Source organism: Hyphomicrobiaceae bacterium (assembly GCA_041397645.1).
In the GTDB taxonomy this organism is placed as follows: Bacteria; Pseudomonadota; Alphaproteobacteria; order Rhizobiales; family Hyphomicrobiaceae; genus Hyphomicrobium_B.
Window position 1 is genome coordinate 2,925,779 of the sequence record JAWKWE010000004.1, and the last position, 14,650, is coordinate 2,940,428.

The following is a 14,650-nucleotide window of genomic DNA, read 5'->3' on the forward strand; positions in this document are numbered from 1 at the left end:
TCCTAAAGCTTGTCGATGGCGTTTCGGATGTCGGCAAACACGGCGCGGAACATTTCGGGCGTCAGACGTCCGGTGTTTGTGTTGTAACGCGAGCAGTGGAAGCTATCAAAAAGCGCGCGGCCCTCTCCCAGCTCATGACGGGCGCCGTGGGCGAACGGAAATTGTGCCTTCCGTAAGCCTAGGGTAGCCAACGTCTGATCGTGTGCAATCCGCCCGAGGGCAAGCAGAACGGTAAGCCGCGGAAGCGCTGCAAGCCGCGCCGAAAAATACGCGCGGCATGTGGCGATTTCGGCTGGGGTCGGTTTATTTTCAGGCGGCGCGCAGCGCACGGCGTTGGTGATCATGGCATCGTGCAGTTGGAGGCCGTCGTTGGGATCGGCTTTGTAGGTGCCCTTGGCAAATCCAAATTCGAGCAACGTTTGATAGAGAAGCTCGCCAGCGTAGTCGCCGGTGAAGGGACGTCCCGTGCGGTTGGCGCCACCGCGGCCTGGCGCGAGCCCTACGATGAGCAGCCGCGCGTTTGCATCGCCAAAAGAAGGCACTGCGCCGTTGAACCACGAAGGTTCCGCTTCGGCATTGGCTTCGCGATAGGCGACAAGCCGAGGACACAGGGTGCAGGCGGCTGGCGCTTCCGCCGGCATTGTCGATGCGGCAATCTCTTTGGCGGGACCGGCGGTGCGGGCGCGAGTATGCATATGGCTTGGTCTCGGTAGTCGTAAGATCGGGCCGTGTTCTCACTATCGCGCGGAACGCGCGGACGCAGGATAGGGCGATTGGGCTGCCAATAGAAGCAGCGCCGCGGTTCTTGCGAACCACGGCGCCGATCCACGGGGGGAGTGGATCAAGGGTGATGCGGTCGACGCCTTAGACCTCTTCAGAAAGGTCGTCGTCGTGGAAGCTGTCGCGACCTGCGCCTTGTACGCTGCGTGCTACGTAGGCGCGGACATCGCGCTGCGGACGACCATTGGCGTCGCGACAAATCTGAGCTTCGAGATCGGCAAGGTCAATGAATTGGTCCGCCTGCCGCCGCAACTCGTCTGCAACCATGGGCGGCTGCGTTTGCAGCGTGGATACGATCGACACGCGCTTGCCCTTCTGCTGGAGCGCGCTCACCAACGAGCGGAAGTCGCCGTCTCCCGAGAAGAGCACTATGTGATCGAGCGTATCAGCAAGGCGCATGGCGTCGACAGCCAGTTCGATGTCCATGTTGCCTTTGATCTTGCGCCTTCCGGTGCTGTCGGTGAATTCCTTTGTCGGCTTGGTAACCATCGTGAAGCCGTTGTAGTCCAACCAGTCAATTAGGGGACGGATAGACGAGTACTCCTGCTCCTCCGCCAGCGCCGTGTAGTACAGCGCGCGAACCAGCTGCCCCTTGCTGCGGAAGAAGGTTAGCAACCGCTTGTAGTCGATATCGAAGCCGAGAGATTTTGCCGTGGCATAAAGATTGGCACCGTCAATGAAGAGCGCGATCCGCTCAGAGCTGTAAAAGTGCATAATAAATCCTTTGATCAGCACAATGAGCAGTCCCGGCCAATGGCGACCGCTCAGAATTTAAGCCTTGGTCCCATTTGCAGACCAGAAGCCGCTCAAAACAATTTATTCCTCGCACTGCATTTTGGGGAAGCCCTCTTCAGCACATAACAGAATTGTGTAGAACGGCATAAACGAATGAAATGTATGCCAAATTGTTCCGCATGTGGCTAAAACCTGACCATCTCGTAATGTTGGGAAGATTTCCCTCCCAGAGTGCTTTGTTGCCAAGGCATGCTCCTCGTGGCATAAAAGAGCAACAAAGCCCGAGATTTTACGCCGCGCGGTCGCGAGATCGCATGTCGGCGCTTTTTTGCGTCAGGTAATCAGGTGGATAGGTGCGGTCCTGCGCACTCTTTGCATCCGCCACAACAGCTGAGGACGACCTGCCATGGCACGCGTTACCGTCGAAGATTGCGTCGACAAGATCCCAAACCGGTTCGAACTCGTCCTGCTGGCCGCTCACCGCGCCCGCTCGATCGCCAACGGCAGCGCGATTACCATCCAGCCGGACGACGATAAGAACCCCGTGATCGCCCTTCGAGAGATTGCTGAGCGAACCATCTCGCCGGAGGACATGAAAGAAGGGCTGATCAATTCGATTCAGAAGAACACCGAAGTGGACGAGCCTGAGGCCGTGGCGGCGCCTCTTCGGCCGGCCGAGCGCCGTGCCCCAATGCTGGGCCGGGACGATATGTCGAGCGATACCCAGGTCGACGTCATGACCGAAGAGCAGCTGCTGCGCGGCCTGGAAAGCATGACGCCGCTGGAGCCGTCGGCCAACATTGGGTCGGGCGGCGGTCCGCGTGAACGCGATCGTGATCCCCGCGACCGTGGCCGTTGACGCTCTCATTAGCGTTTTGTGAATTAACAAGGGCGCGAGGAACGCGCCCTTTCGTTTCTGCGGTGCGATCGGTTAGGCTCTAGGTCCGCTTCCAAGGAGAGCGGCCGGCAATGATGCGGCAATACGAACTCGTCGAGCGAGTTCTCAAATATGATCCAAAGGCCGACGAGGCGTTGCTCAATCGCGCCTATGTTTATGCCATGAAGGCCCATGGCCACCAGAAGCGAGCTTCTGGTGCGCCTTATTTTTCGCATCCGCTGGAAGTGGCCGCTATCCTGACCGAGCTGAAGCTCGACGACGCCACTGTCGCCACGGCGCTTCTGCACGACGTTATCGAAGATACAGATGCTACGCGCGCCGAGATCGATCAGATGTTCGGGCCAGAGATCGGCGGCCTTGTTGACGGCCTTACGAAGATCAAGCGGCTGGATCTCGTTTCCAAACGCGCAGAGCAGGCTGAGAACTTTCGCAAGCTCTTGATTGCGATTTCGAGCGACATCCGCGTGCTGCTCGTCAAGCTTGCCGATCGCCTCCATAACATGCGCACGCTGGAGCACATGCGGCCGGAGAGCCGACAGCGCAACTCCGAAGAAACTCTCGATATCTACGCGCCTTTAGCCGGCCTGATGGGCATGCAAACGCTGCGAGAAGAGCTGGAGGACCATGCCTTCCGGTGGCTGCATCCGGAAGCCTATGCGGCGGTGACGGACAAGCTCGCGGATCTGCGCGCGCGCAACCAGGGGCTCGTGGAGGAGATCCGTCAGGCCCTTGCCCGCAAACTGGCCGATGCCGGGATTAAGGCCGAGACGGTCGGCCGCGAGAAGAAGCCCTATTCCATCTGGAGCAAGATGGAGCACAAGCAAATCAGTTTGGAGCAGCTTTCCGATATTTTTGCTTTCCGCGTGACTGTCGATAGCATCGACGACTGCTACCGCGCATTGGGCATCGTGCACACAACCTGGAGCACTGTTCCCGGGCGGTTCAAGGATTACATCTCCGCGCCCAAGCGCAACAACTACCAATCGATCCACACGACCGTATATGGCCCTAGCCATCAGCGCGTGGAACTTCAGATCCGCACCCGCGAAATGCATCGCGTCGCCGAGTTTGGCATCGCTGCCCATGCGCTCTACAAGGAGGCGGTTCGTCCTGGTGTCGGCAAACGCGCCAACGGCGCCAGCAGCGCAGTGGCGCCAGTCAATGACTTTGGTCCGTATGGCCATCTCCGCGCTATGATCAACACCGTCTTACAGGCGGAAAATCCGGAAGAATTCTTGGAACACACCAAGTTGGAGTTGTTCCACGATCAGGTGTTCTGCTTTACGCCCAAGGGGCGGCTTATCGCGCTGCCGCGCGGAGCGACGCCTCTCGACTTTGCCTACGCGGTGCACACCGACATCGGCAATGAGGCGGTTGCCGCATTTATCAATGGCCGTCACGTTCCCATCGATACCCGTTTGCGCAACGGCGACGAGGTCGTCATCGAAACCTCCAAAACGCATGTCCGCCCGGCGCAGTGGGAAGCGTTTGCGGTTACCGGACGGGCACGGTCTGCTATCCGCCGCGCGGCGCGCGAAGCGCAGCGCAAGCGCTACGTTGCGCTCGGCCGTCAGCTTCTTGTCGCCGCCATGTCTAACGCAAAACTCACGTACTCAGACGATAAACTGAAGGCGGTTTTGCCCAAGCTCAATGCCAAGTCACTTGATGAGGCACTTGCCGCGGCGGGGCGCAACGAAGGTGCACTTGAGGAGGCGCTCAAGCATCTCATTCCCGCGCCTGAGAGCGGGCAAGAAAGCTATAAGCCAACCCGCAAGTTCGGCCGGGCGAAGGGCGAGGATGGCTGGTTCAACATCGACAAAGTCATGAGCCTCAAGTTTCGGGCCGGTGAGCACGATGCAATGAGGATGCTGTCGGTTGGAGGCGGGGAAAACGTTCCGGTACAGTTCGAGCCCGGCGGCGCTGTCCCGGGCGACCGAATCGTGGGGGTGTTGAGCCCTGGCGTCGGCATCCAAATTTTCCAGATCCACTCACCACGACTCAAGGAGTTCGAGCACGAAGGATGGGTCGATGTGACCTGGGATGTGGATCCGGCGCGGCCCGAGAGGTTCCCAGCTCACCTGTCTGTAACGGCGGTCAATGCACCCGGTTCGCTTGCAGAAATTGCCGCAGTCATCGGGACTTCCGGTGGCAACATCGAGAATCTAAAGATGGTGCGGAAAGCGGCCGATTTCACCGAAATGAGCATTGTCATAGAGGTGTTCGACCTTGTTCATCTTAACAGAATCATTTCAGGCCTGCGCGCCAAGCCAACGGTTTCGAAGGTGGAACGCCTGTTCGAATAGGCTATAGTACGCGCGGGGGATAGAGGTGCCTGCGGCCGCCTGCGTTTGGCCGCCTCGGCGCTCATAGGACTAATCTGAAGTGCGCAGCGATACACCAGTTTCGTGTAAGCGATCGAAGCCGTCCGCTCCTCTCGGGCTACGGTCGCGCTTGACTGTGCTCAGTCGGCGCTTGGCTTATCTATGGCGTCGGCTGATGCGCCTGCACGCAACACCACACGAGATCGCACTTGGGTGCGCGGCTGGCGTCTTTGCGGCCTTCACGCCCTTCGTCGGGCTTCAGGTGCTATTGGCCATTGCTATCGCCTTTCTTCTGCGCGTCAACATTCCGGCCGCCGTGCTTGGGACGTTTGCTGGCAATCCGTTGAGTTGGCCTGCGATCTGGGCGGCGTCCTACGTGGCCGGAGCATGGGTGCTCGGGCTCGATCCGGCGATCTCCGCAGAGCACGTAAGCCAGAGTGCGGCTTTGCTTGCTGCCGCGGCAGCCGATCCCAATCCAGTGTCACTGGACGCAGCCGCGACGACGATCCGGCCGCATGTGTTACCTATGCTGATGGGCAGTCTGCTGGTCGGCTTGATTGCCGCGGCGCTCAGCTATTATCCTATGCGCCGTGCGGTCGGCAGCTTCCAACGCCGTAGGCAGCTGCTGGCGAGCGCATGAATTTCAATCGTGTTTTGGCCATAAGCCGTTGCGGACGAGCCCTCTGGATCTTGTCGGCACCTTCCGGCCAGCCGCATCTGGTTGTTTGACTTGAGAGAGCTTTAAGTATGCGTGCGCGGCCTGCCACTTCTCCTTTGCGTCTTGGCGTTAACATCGATCACGTGGCGACGTTGCGCAATGCGCGTGGAGGGCGTCATCCCGATCCGCTTCGGGCCGCGCATCTGGCGATAGATGGAGGCGCCGACGGGATCACGGCGCACCTGCGAGAAGATCGCCGACACATATCTGACGAAGACATCACCCGGCTGAAATACGAGCTGACGCGTCCACTCAATTTAGAGATGGCGGCGACTCCTGAGATGCTCGCCATCGCTTTGCGCCATGTTCCCAATGCCTGTTGTCTGGTGCCGGAGCGACGAGAGGAACGAACCACCGAGGGCGGCCTCGACGTGGTTGGTCAGCGCGCATTGCTCAAGCCGTTTGTCGCCGAGCTCAAAGACGCAGGAATTCGTGTTTCGTTGTTCATCGAACCTGATCCCGATGCCATAGCTGCGAGCGCCGAGATCGGGGCAGACATTGTCGAGCTTCACACCGGACGCTACTGCAATATGGCGCTTGATAACGATGCGCCGGGCCTGGCGCGTGAATTGGCGCGTCACGCTTCGGGTGCGCGCACGGCGCACGCGGCGGGTTTGGAAGTCCATGCAGGTCACGGGCTGACCTACAATACGGTGCAGCCGATTGCACGGCTTCCCGAGATTGTTGAGCTCAATATTGGCCACTTCATTATCGGCGAAGCCATCTTTGGCGGCTTGCCCGCTGCGGTGCGCAGGATGCGTACATTGATGGATGAAGCGCGCCAACACCCCGCAATCGCATTGGCGGGGGTAGGCGGAGCAGCATGATCATCGGCATCGGCAACGACCTTTGCGATATCCGCCGCATAGAGAAAACGCTTGAACGTTTTGGCGACCGGTTTCTCGACAAGGTTTTCACTGCCGAGGAGCGGCGCAAAGCTTACGCGCGCGTGCATCCTGCCCGCACTCTAGCGAAGCGCTTTGCGGCAAAGGAAGCGCTCTCCAAGGCGCTCGGAACCGGCTTTCGCAACGGTGTTCACTTGAAAGACATCGGGGTTGTAAACTCAGCCTCGGGGCGGCCGACCCTCGCTCTGGGCAAGGGGGCCGCCAAACGCCTGGAAAGTCTGATCCCTCCGGGATATACCGCGCGCATCGACGTAACCTTGACCGATGAATATCCAATCGCGGAAGCGGTCGTCATCATATCCGCCTTGCCCGATAAAGGTCCGGCGCGCTGAGGCGCGCAGTTGCATCGGCGCGTGAAAATAGCTGGGCGGCGATCGTACCCAGCCCCGGCGAAATTAATGCCGTAATTCCATGGGTTCTTGAGGGAAACCGTCGTTCAGATTGCACGGGGCAGGCAAACTCGCTATAGCGAGCGAGTTAACAGAACCACGCCCCGGCTTGCGCCGTTTCAGGCGTAATTTGGGAGCAAGGGATGAGCGCCGCGGCAAGGTCAGGACGTTCAAGCTGGCTTGATACAGCCATCATCATCGCGGAAGCGTTGGCGATCGCGATGTTCGTGCGCGTCTTTCTTTATCAGCCGTTCAACATTCCTTCCGGCTCGATGAAGAACACGCTGTTGATCGGCGACTATTTGTTCGTCTCCAAACTCTCGTACGGCTATTCGAAGTATTCGTTTCCGCGTACGGCAACCGTGTGCATCCCCTTCACCGGCGGGTGCTCAACCTTCCGAGTCCTTCCCGATCTCATCTCCAGCGGGCGCATCTTCTCCTCGCCGCCGAAGCGGGGCGATGTTGCGGTCTTTCGCAAGCCTTCCGATAACGAGACCGACTATATCAAGCGCGTGATCGGACTGCCCGGTGACAAGCTACAGATGAAGGACGGCGTGCTCTATATCAACGGCACGGCCGTGCCCAAGAAGAAGATCGCGACCGTGCGCACGCGCGAAAGCTCGCGCTTTTCCATGGTGAATACCGACGTGTATGAAGAGACGCTTCCCAATGGCGTCACATATCAGGTGCTTGATTTTGAGAAGAACGGCGCCTTCGATAACACTGACGTCTATGAAGTTCCCGAAGGCCATTACTTTATGATGGGCGATAACCGGGATAATTCGTCCGACAGCCGTGATATGAGCCCGGGCGGTGTGGGCTATGTGCCGCTTGAGAATTTCATCGGCCGCGCCGAGATTATTTTCTTCTCAGCTAAAGTCGATGAGCCAGATGCGTTGCGCTGGTATGCGCCGTGGACCTGGCCCTTCGATATCCGCTGGAACAGGTTCTTCAAGCTCGTGCGCTAGAGGTGTCGATCCGCGCCATGTTGCGTCCGCGCAAGTTCAAGGAACTCGAAAAAAAGCTCGGGCACCGTTTCAAGGACCCCAATCTGATAGAGCGGGCGCTGACGCATGCCAGTGTGCGCGGCGGAAAGGCCGATCGGGGCGACAACGAGCGGCTTGAGTTCATCGGCGATCGCGTGCTGGGGCTTGCCATAGCGGAAGTCTTGAGCGCGCAGCATCCCGATGCGGATGAAGGGGAACTTGCACGCCGTTTCAATCGGTTGGTTCGTGGAGAGGCTTGCGCGCGCGTCTCCCGCAATATCGATTTGGGGCAGTACCTCATTCTGTCCGACAGTGAGGCAGATAGCGGGGGGCGGCAGAAGGCGACAATCCTGGCCGATGCTGTCGAGGCGGTGCTTGGCGCGGTCTTTCTCGACGCTGGATTTGACAAAGCGAGAGCGGTGGTGCGCAAGCTCTGGCAGGAGCAGTCGGACAACGTTCCGGAAGTGACCGTCGACGCCAAGTCGCAGCTGCAGGAATGGGCACAAGGACAAGGGCTGGCGTTGCCGAAGTATTCGGTTGTGTCGCGCCAGGGGCCCGATCACGCGCCGCACTTCACTGCCGAAGTGCTGATCGCAGGCAAGGCGCCTGCGCGCGGCGAGGGAGCTTCCAAGCGCGTCGCTGAACAGGCAGCAGCGCGCGCACTGCTAAAGCGCGAAGGTGTACAAGACAAACATGCCGATGTCTGATAACAAGGATCAAACGACGCGCTGCGGGTTCATCGCCATTCTTGGCAGTCCCAACGCTGGCAAGTCGACACTCGTCAACGCGCTGGTCGGCACTAAGGTGTCGATTGTCTCGCACAAAGTGCAGACGACACGCGTGCCGGTTCGCGGCATCGCCATGGACGGCGTCAGCCAGCTCGTACTCACCGATACGCCTGGCATCTTTCAACCAAAGCGCACACTCGATCGCGCCATGGTAGATGCAGCTTGGCAGCGCGCAAGCGACGCTGACGTTCTGCTGCTCGTGATCGATGCGGCCAAGGGGCTCGACGATGACACACTCGCCATCCTTGCACGAATTAAGGATCAGCGGCGTGCGAAGATTGCCGTGCTGAATAAAGTCGATCGCATCGAGGACAAGGCGCGGCTTCTTGCGCTGACGGCGCAGCTTACCAAAGAGGCTGCCTTCGATCGCGTCTTCATGATTTCCGCACTCAGTGGCAGCGGCGTCGATGAGCTGCGGCGCTATCTCGCTTCCGTCGTTCCGGAAGGTCCCTGGCACTATTCCGAAGACGACGTCACCGACCTTCCGTTGCGGATGCTGGCTGCGGAAATAACACGCGAACGCATCTACAATTGGCTGCATGACGAGCTGCCCTACGCGATCACAGTGGAAACCGATAGCTGGAAGCAGTTGAAGAACGGCTCGGTTCGCATCGAGCAGACCATCTTTGTGGAACGCGAAAGCCAGCGGAGCATCGTGCTGGGTAAGGGTGGGGCTACGGTCAAGAAGATCTCGATGGAGTCCCGCAAGGAATTGAGCGAGATCGTTGAAGCGCCCGTACACCTGTTCTTGTTCGTTAAGGTGCGCGAAAACTGGGGCAGCGATCCCGAGCGCTATCGCGAGATGGGGCTCGATTTCCCCAAGAAGTAGCCACCGCAACTCCGCGCGATTAGTATGCTTTCGTCGCAATGTCGTCGGCGCGGCCGGCGGAGGAGTTTCCATGCGAGGGTTGTTGGTTCGCCTTTTTGTGCTCGCGGCTGTGCTCATGCCCGTTCCACAGGGGTCAGCAGCGGTTCGCGTCTGCCGGGCGATGGTGTCGAGTGAAATCGTGGAAGCGGACAGTGAACGTGCATCCAAGTCGGAAGCGATCTCCCAATGGCGGGCACGAGCCGCGAAGTACGGCAAAGGTTACGATTCCTGGCGCTTGGCAGCGCAGAAAGCCTTGAAATGCTTTGCCAAGGACGAAAAGGTTGCGTGCGTCGCGCTTGGGTCCCCTTGCGTCATTCAGCAGAACCCCAGGCGGATACCAAGTGAGAAGCGTGATGCGGGTCAATCCCTCTAGTCGCCCTGCGTTCATAGCCCACCTATCGCCCCCGCCGTCGAATCCGGTGTACATCCCAATCCATGCAATGGACCGATGAAGCGATCGTTCTTTCAGTGCGGCCCCACGGTGAGACCGCGGCGGTAGCGGAACTGTTCACGCGTACCCACGGCCGCCACCTCGGTCTCGTCCATGGGGGAAGGTCTCGCAAACTGCGTCCGGTCTTGCAGACAGGAAATCAAGTCAACGCCACATGGAAGGCGCGCCTTGCCGAGCAACTTGGCCATGTGTCGCTTGAACTGCTGCGTCCGTTCGCGGCTGATGCCATGGATAGTTCGATCGCTCTTGGCGGGCTTTCGAGCATGGCCGCGCTGACAAGGCTTCTTCCCGAGCGCGATCCTCATCCTTCGCTCTACGAAGTGACCCTGTTTGTTCTCGGGTTCTTGGATGATGCAACCGTGTGGCCTGCACTCTACGTGCGCTGGGAATTGGCGTTACTCGATGAGCTTGGTTTCGGTCTCGACCTCACGCAATGCGCAGCAACAGGCGGCAACGATCAGCTCATCTACGTGTCTCCGAAGTCGGGACGGGCGGTTTCAGCTTCCGCGGGCGAGCCTTACAAGGACAGGCTGCTTGCGCTGCCGGGATTTCTGGCACGCTCCAGCGGCGCGCATGTGGGCGCGAACGATATTCGCGACGGGCTGGCGCTAACCGGCCATTTTCTCAAAGCGCGCGTGCTTTCGCAGCGTGGAGAGCCGATGCCGGATGTCCGGCTTCGGCTGGCCGAACAATTGGCGCGGGCGTAAGTCTTGAGGCGATTTGCGCGGGGTTTACGGCCTTGGCGGCGTGGCGGAACGGCAACGGGCGGCATCTTCGCGCATCTTGCGCCTTTCAGTGCCCCAAAGTTCGTGTGGGAGCGGCAAGGCGGAACTTGAGCGGCGGCCGGGCACAGGGTAAACGCCGTTGCCATGAGCCAAAAACCGATTCTGCCGGGCCCCGGCCCCATTGAAGGCGTCGATCTCAAGAGCGCGCTTGAAGAGCGCTATCTCGCCTACGCCTTGTCCACCATCATGCATCGCGCGCTGCCCGATGTGCGCGACGGCTTGAAGCCCGTGCATCGGCGCATCCTGTATGCGATGCGCGAGCTTCGTCTCGATCCGGCCGGCAGCTACTTGAAGTGCGCCAAAATCGTTGGCGATGTGATGGGCGACTTCCATCCCCACGGCAACCAGGCGATCTACGACGCGCTCGCCCGACTCGCGCAGGATTTTGCCGTGCGTTATCCGCTGGTCGACGGCCAGGGCAACTTCGGTAACATCGACGGCGACAACCCCGCCGCCGAACGCTACACCGAAGCGCGTATGACGGACGTCGCTGCCGACATCCTGGAGGGCATTGACGAAGAGACCGTTGACTTCCGCCCCAACTACGACGGGCGCGTGCAGGAGCCGGTCGTTCTGCCCGCAGCTTTTCCGAACCTGCTTGCCAACGGCTCTACCGGCATTGCTGTCGGCATGGCGACCAATATACCGCCGCACAACGCGGACGAATTATGCGCGGCCTTGCTGCATCTCATCAAGCATCCCAATGCGACAATCGAAAAGCTCGTCGAGATTATTCCCGGCCCAGACTTCCCGACCGGTGGCGTCATTGTCGAGCCGCGCGAGTCCATCCTCGAAGCCTACAAGACGGGTCGCGGCGGTTTCCGCCTGCGCGCAAAGTGGGTCAAGGAGGAGACGAGCCGCGGCGGCTATCAGATCGTCGTGACCGAGATTCCGTATCAGGTTCAGAAGTCGAAGCTGATCGAGAAGATCGCCGAGCTGATGTCGGATAAGAAACTGCCGCTGCTCGGAGACGTGCGTGATGAAAGTGCGGAAGAGGTGCGCCTCGTTCTTGAGCCCAAGAGCCGGACGGTCGATCCAGCGCTGCTCATGGAGAGTTTGTTCCGCGTGACGGAACTCGAAGTCCGCTTAGGGCTGAACATGAACGTGCTGTCGGGTGGCCAGATCCCGAACGTGCTGTCGCTGCGTGAGGTGCTGTCGCAATGGCTTGAGCATCGCATCGAGGTTCTGGTTCGCCGTTCGCAGTATCGCCTGAAAAAGATCGAGCATCGTCTCGAAGTGCTCGACGGCTATTTAATTGCCTACCTCAATATCGACGAGGTCATCCGGATCGTTCGCCACGAGGACGACCCGAAGGCCAGGTTGATCTCCAAATTCAAGCTGTCGGAAGTTCAGGCGGACGCAATCCTCAATCTGCGTCTGCGGTCGTTGTCGAAGCTCGAAGAGATCGAGATCAAAGCCGAGCACGACAAACTTTCCAAAGAGCGGCGCGAGATCAAGCAGCTGTTGAAGTCGGACGAGCTGCAATGGGATCGCGTCTCGGAGGAAATCAAAGCGACGCGCGAGCGCTATTCCAAAAAGACAGCCATCGGCCGTCGCCGCACCACGTTCGCGGACATGCCGGAAATGGACGTCGATCTCGATGCGGCGCTGGTCGAAAAAGAACCGATCACCGTGATCTTGTCGGAGAAGGGCTGGATCCGCGCGCTGAAGGGGCATCAGGACGACATCTCCAAGCTCGACTTCAAGCAGGGCGATGAACTCAAGACGGCGCTTCAGGCTTACACCACGGATAAGCTCATTCTGTTTGCTACCAACGGGCGCTTCTTCACTCTTGAGGCAGGCCAGCTGCCGGGCGGGCGCGGTCATGGCGAACCGGTGCGCCTGATGGTGGATCTGGAGGAGAACCACGACTTCATCGAGATCTTCGCGCACGATCCCTCACGCAAGCTTCTCGTTGCATCCTCGGGTGGCTACGGCTTCATCGTGCCGGAGGAAGAAGTCGTCGCGTCTACACGCAAGGGCAAGCAGATACTTAATGTATCGGAACCCGAGGAGGCAGCCGTCTGCGTCCCGGTTGAAGGCGACTGCATCGCGACCATCGGCGAGAACCGTAAGATGCTTGTGTTCAAGCTCGACGAGGTTAACGAGATGTCGCGCGGCAAGGGCGTGATCCTCCAGCGCTTTAAGGACGGCGCGCTTTCTGATGTGCGGTGCTTCAAAAAGTCTGACGGACTCACCTGGCTCGACAGTGCGGGAAGGGAGTTCTCTCTGTCATGGAGCGAGCTTAAGGAGTGGGTTGGTGAGCGCGCGCAGGCGGGCCGCATGGCGCCCAAGGGCTTCCCGCGATCTAACAAGTTCGGGTCGGCGTTCTAGTCGGAACAAGCGCCCAGATCGAATGGGCCCTCCGCATGTGGCTGCGGCAAGCACTTCCCAGCCCGGTGGAGCGGATGCCCCATGGGCGCAATTGCGACTTTTGCGGGGGGTAGATCTTCTGGGCGCTTGCCGGGCACGGCACCGCCCGGTACGACTTTGCCCTATGGGGAGACGACAGGACCGAGGGCGGATAGGAATCGGGCGGGGCAGGCGTGTCAGCGCGCTGTGCGCCGCTCTGGTATTCTCGCCGGTTGTCGCCTGGGGTGAGGACCGGCCTTGCGGCAAGGCCGACTTTGAGGCCGTCGTTGAGGAAGCCGCCAATTCGCTGCGCGAGCTAAATACCAAGAATAAACCGGCCTTCCAGGAAAAGCTGCGTGAGCTGAAGGAAAAGCGCGGTTGGACGCACGACCAATTCATGCGTGAAGCCGCGCCCTTCGTGCGTGACGACAAGATTGCCGATTTCGATCAGCGCACCGACGAGTTGCTGGGTGCTATTTCAAGTATGGGTGAGGAAGGCGCGAGTTCGAAGAATCCCGACTGCGCGCTAATGCTGGAATTGCGAGCACGAATGACGGTTCTGGTGGCGACGCAGACCGCCAAGTGGGGCTACATGTTCGATAAGATCAATACGGAACTGAAGAAGTAGCCCGCAAGCGTACGGCTCAATCCGCTTCGTCCACACGTTCCCATTGCTCCGGACCAAGACGTTCCTGAGGCATGAAGCGCGACTTGTAGCCCATCTTGTCGGAACCCTCGATCCAATAGCCGAGATAAAGATAGGGCAAGCCCAGCCGCCGCGTGAAAGCTGCGTGTTCAAGGATCATATACGTGCCCAGACTGAGCGAGGCATCGCTGGGATCGTAATAGCTGTAGACCATCGAGATGCCGTCGGAGAGACGGTCGCACAGCGCCGCCGCCTTCAATGGCCAATTGTCGATATCGAGATCGTCCGCGCCATCGGGCTTTTCGCGATACTCGGTGAGGAACGTGTCGACGACGCTGTCCTCGATCATCATTCGGTAATCGAGCATACTCATGTCCGCCATGCCTCCGTCGTTATGGCGGGCGTCGATGTAGGTGCGAAACAGCCTATATTGCTCGGATGTCGGCTGCGGCGGCACGCGGCGCGCGACGAGCCTGCGATTCCTGGATCGAATCCGTCGCATGGTTCGGTTCGGCTCGAACTCATCGACCAGCACGCGAACGGAGACGCAAGCCTGGCAGCCCTCGCAGTACGGCACGTAAGCTATGTTCTGGCTGCGACGAAAGCCGGTCGTCAGGAGCCTGTCGATCAGCTCCGGCGGCTTGTCATGGGTCAGGTGGGTGAAAAGCTTGCGTTCCAGCCGTCCTGAAAGATAGGGACATGGCTGCGGTGCGGTGACGTAGAATTCAGGAAACTTCTTTTGCTGTTCCGTCATCCGTAAGGTGTCCCGCGCCGGCTGCGTCCGACCGTTAAGCGGCGGCACGCCAATCAGACCATGATATCGTCAGCGGGAAGGGGTAATCAAGATGCTCGCCATGTCACACAGTGCATGGTCCACTCTATTGGATGCTCATAGGTTACCGTTGGGTTCATATTAGAGCTAATCGGCTAATGGAATTCCCTGAGCCGGCATCTTGAGGCATAGCAAAGCCCTGAACTTTGTGCTCAGTTTTGCAGGCAACCTAAGCCGCCTTTCCAGCAGGCGCGCC

Annotated in this window: 15 protein-coding genes; 12 read left to right on the forward strand and 3 right to left on the reverse strand. The window is 59.5% G+C overall.

The window, feature by feature from the left end; translation table 11 throughout:
- Positions 1-2 precede the first annotated feature (2 nt).
- Together R3D51_13645 and R3D51_13650 are read right to left on the reverse strand one after the other, a co-directional pair.
- Positions 3-641 (reverse strand): uracil-DNA glycosylase, encoded by a 639-nt coding sequence (locus tag R3D51_13645; protein MEZ5900522.1) that lies wholly within the window; start codon positions 639-641, stop codon positions 3-5.
- A 223-nt stretch (positions 642-864) separates the two neighbouring features.
- On the reverse strand, positions 865-1,494 hold the full coding sequence (locus tag R3D51_13650; protein MEZ5900523.1) for an NYN domain-containing protein: 630 nt from the start codon (positions 1,492-1,494) through the stop codon (positions 865-867).
- A gap of 427 nt (positions 1,495-1,921) precedes the next feature.
- Here R3D51_13650 and rpoZ point away from each other — a divergent pair, with 427 nt between their 5' ends.
- From rpoZ to R3D51_13710, 12 genes are all read left to right on the forward strand, one after another.
- Positions 1,922-2,374 carry a DNA-directed RNA polymerase subunit omega gene (gene rpoZ / locus R3D51_13655; GenBank protein ID MEZ5900524.1) on the forward strand — a complete coding sequence of 151 codons (453 nt, stop codon included), beginning with the start codon at positions 1,922-1,924 and terminating at the stop codon, positions 2,372-2,374.
- 110 nt (positions 2,375-2,484) lie between these two features.
- Positions 2,485-4,716, forward strand: a complete 2,232-nt coding sequence (locus R3D51_13660; protein MEZ5900525.1) for a bifunctional (p)ppGpp synthetase/guanosine-3',5'-bis(diphosphate) 3'-pyrophosphohydrolase — start codon at positions 2,485-2,487, stop codon at positions 4,714-4,716.
- Between the two features lie 154 nt (positions 4,717-4,870).
- A complete protein-coding gene (locus R3D51_13665; protein ID MEZ5900526.1) occupies positions 4,871-5,374 on the forward strand; it encodes a DUF2062 domain-containing protein in 504 nt (167 codons plus the stop codon).
- Positions 5,375-5,481: 107 nt separating this feature from the next.
- Positions 5,482-6,279, forward strand: a complete 798-nt coding sequence (locus R3D51_13670; protein MEZ5900527.1) for a pyridoxine 5'-phosphate synthase — start codon at positions 5,482-5,484, stop codon at positions 6,277-6,279.
- Positions 6,276-6,689: a holo-ACP synthase gene (gene acpS, locus R3D51_13675; GenBank protein ID MEZ5900528.1), complete on the forward strand. Its 414-nt coding sequence runs from the start codon at positions 6,276-6,278 to the stop codon at positions 6,687-6,689. Before R3D51_13670 ends, acpS begins: the two co-directional genes overlap by 4 nt.
- A 200-nt stretch (positions 6,690-6,889) precedes the next feature.
- Positions 6,890-7,714 carry a signal peptidase I gene (lepB, locus tag R3D51_13680; protein ID MEZ5900529.1) on the forward strand — a complete coding sequence of 275 codons (825 nt, stop codon included), beginning with the start codon at positions 6,890-6,892 and terminating at the stop codon, positions 7,712-7,714.
- A 17-nt stretch (positions 7,715-7,731) separates the two neighbouring features.
- Positions 7,732-8,439, forward strand: a complete 708-nt coding sequence (gene rnc, locus R3D51_13685; GenBank protein MEZ5900530.1) for a ribonuclease III — start codon at positions 7,732-7,734, stop codon at positions 8,437-8,439.
- Positions 8,432-9,349: a GTPase Era gene (era, locus tag R3D51_13690; protein MEZ5900531.1), complete on the forward strand. Its 918-nt coding sequence runs from the start codon at positions 8,432-8,434 to the stop codon at positions 9,347-9,349. Before rnc ends, era begins: the two co-directional genes overlap by 8 nt.
- Positions 9,350-9,419: 70 nt before the next feature.
- On the forward strand, positions 9,420-9,761 hold the full coding sequence (locus R3D51_13695) for a hypothetical protein (GenBank protein MEZ5900532.1): 342 nt from the start codon (positions 9,420-9,422) through the stop codon (positions 9,759-9,761).
- Between the two features lie 62 nt (positions 9,762-9,823).
- On the forward strand, positions 9,824-10,546 hold the full coding sequence (gene recO / locus R3D51_13700; protein MEZ5900533.1) for a DNA repair protein RecO: 723 nt from the start codon (positions 9,824-9,826) through the stop codon (positions 10,544-10,546).
- A 162-nt stretch (positions 10,547-10,708) separates the two neighbouring features.
- Entirely contained in the window at positions 10,709-12,958 is a 2,250-nt protein-coding gene (parC, locus tag R3D51_13705; protein ID MEZ5900534.1) for a DNA topoisomerase IV subunit A, read from the forward strand.
- A 163-nt stretch (positions 12,959-13,121) separates the two neighbouring features.
- The gene (locus tag R3D51_13710; protein ID MEZ5900535.1) at positions 13,122-13,604 is read left to right on the forward strand and encodes a hypothetical protein; all 483 of its coding nucleotides are present in this window, start codon (positions 13,122-13,124) and stop codon (positions 13,602-13,604) included.
- Between the two features lie 16 nt (positions 13,605-13,620).
- Here R3D51_13710 and R3D51_13715 read toward each other — a convergent pair whose 3' ends face one another.
- Positions 13,621-14,376, reverse strand: a complete 756-nt coding sequence (locus R3D51_13715) for an arginyltransferase (GenBank protein ID MEZ5900536.1) — start codon at positions 14,374-14,376, stop codon at positions 13,621-13,623.
- Positions 14,377-14,650: the final 274 nt, after the last annotated feature.

Bases quoted from the DNA above. Each gene is read 5' to 3' on its own strand.
- R3D51_13670 (MEZ5900527.1), top strand. From the start codon at position 5,482: ATGCGTGCGCGGCCTGCCACTTCTCCTTTGCGTCTTGGCGTTAACATC.
- R3D51_13650 (MEZ5900523.1), bottom strand. From the start codon at position 1,494: ATGCACTTTTACAGCTCTGAGCGGATCGCGCTCTTCATTGACGGTGCC.
- rnc (MEZ5900530.1), top strand. From the start codon at position 7,732: ATGTTGCGTCCGCGCAAGTTCAAGGAACTCGAAAAAAAGCTCGGGCAC.
- R3D51_13660 (MEZ5900525.1), top strand. From the start codon at position 2,485: ATGATGCGGCAATACGAACTCGTCGAGCGAGTTCTCAAATATGATCCA.
- R3D51_13715 (MEZ5900536.1), bottom strand. From the start codon at position 14,376: ATGACGGAACAGCAAAAGAAGTTTCCTGAATTCTACGTCACCGCACCG.
- rpoZ (MEZ5900524.1), top strand. From the start codon at position 1,922: ATGGCACGCGTTACCGTCGAAGATTGCGTCGACAAGATCCCAAACCGG.
- parC (MEZ5900534.1), top strand. From the start codon at position 10,709: ATGAGCCAAAAACCGATTCTGCCGGGCCCCGGCCCCATTGAAGGCGTC.
- era (MEZ5900531.1), top strand. From the start codon at position 8,432: ATGTCTGATAACAAGGATCAAACGACGCGCTGCGGGTTCATCGCCATT.
- acpS (MEZ5900528.1), top strand. From the start codon at position 6,276: ATGATCATCGGCATCGGCAACGACCTTTGCGATATCCGCCGCATAGAG.
- R3D51_13710 (MEZ5900535.1), top strand. From the start codon at position 13,122: ATGGGGAGACGACAGGACCGAGGGCGGATAGGAATCGGGCGGGGCAGG.
- lepB (MEZ5900529.1), top strand. From the start codon at position 6,890: ATGAGCGCCGCGGCAAGGTCAGGACGTTCAAGCTGGCTTGATACAGCC.
- R3D51_13695 (MEZ5900532.1), top strand. From the start codon at position 9,420: ATGCGAGGGTTGTTGGTTCGCCTTTTTGTGCTCGCGGCTGTGCTCATG.
- recO (MEZ5900533.1), top strand. From the start codon at position 9,824: ATGCAATGGACCGATGAAGCGATCGTTCTTTCAGTGCGGCCCCACGGT.
- R3D51_13645 (MEZ5900522.1), bottom strand. From the start codon at position 641: ATGCCGGCGGAAGCGCCAGCCGCCTGCACCCTGTGTCCTCGGCTTGTC.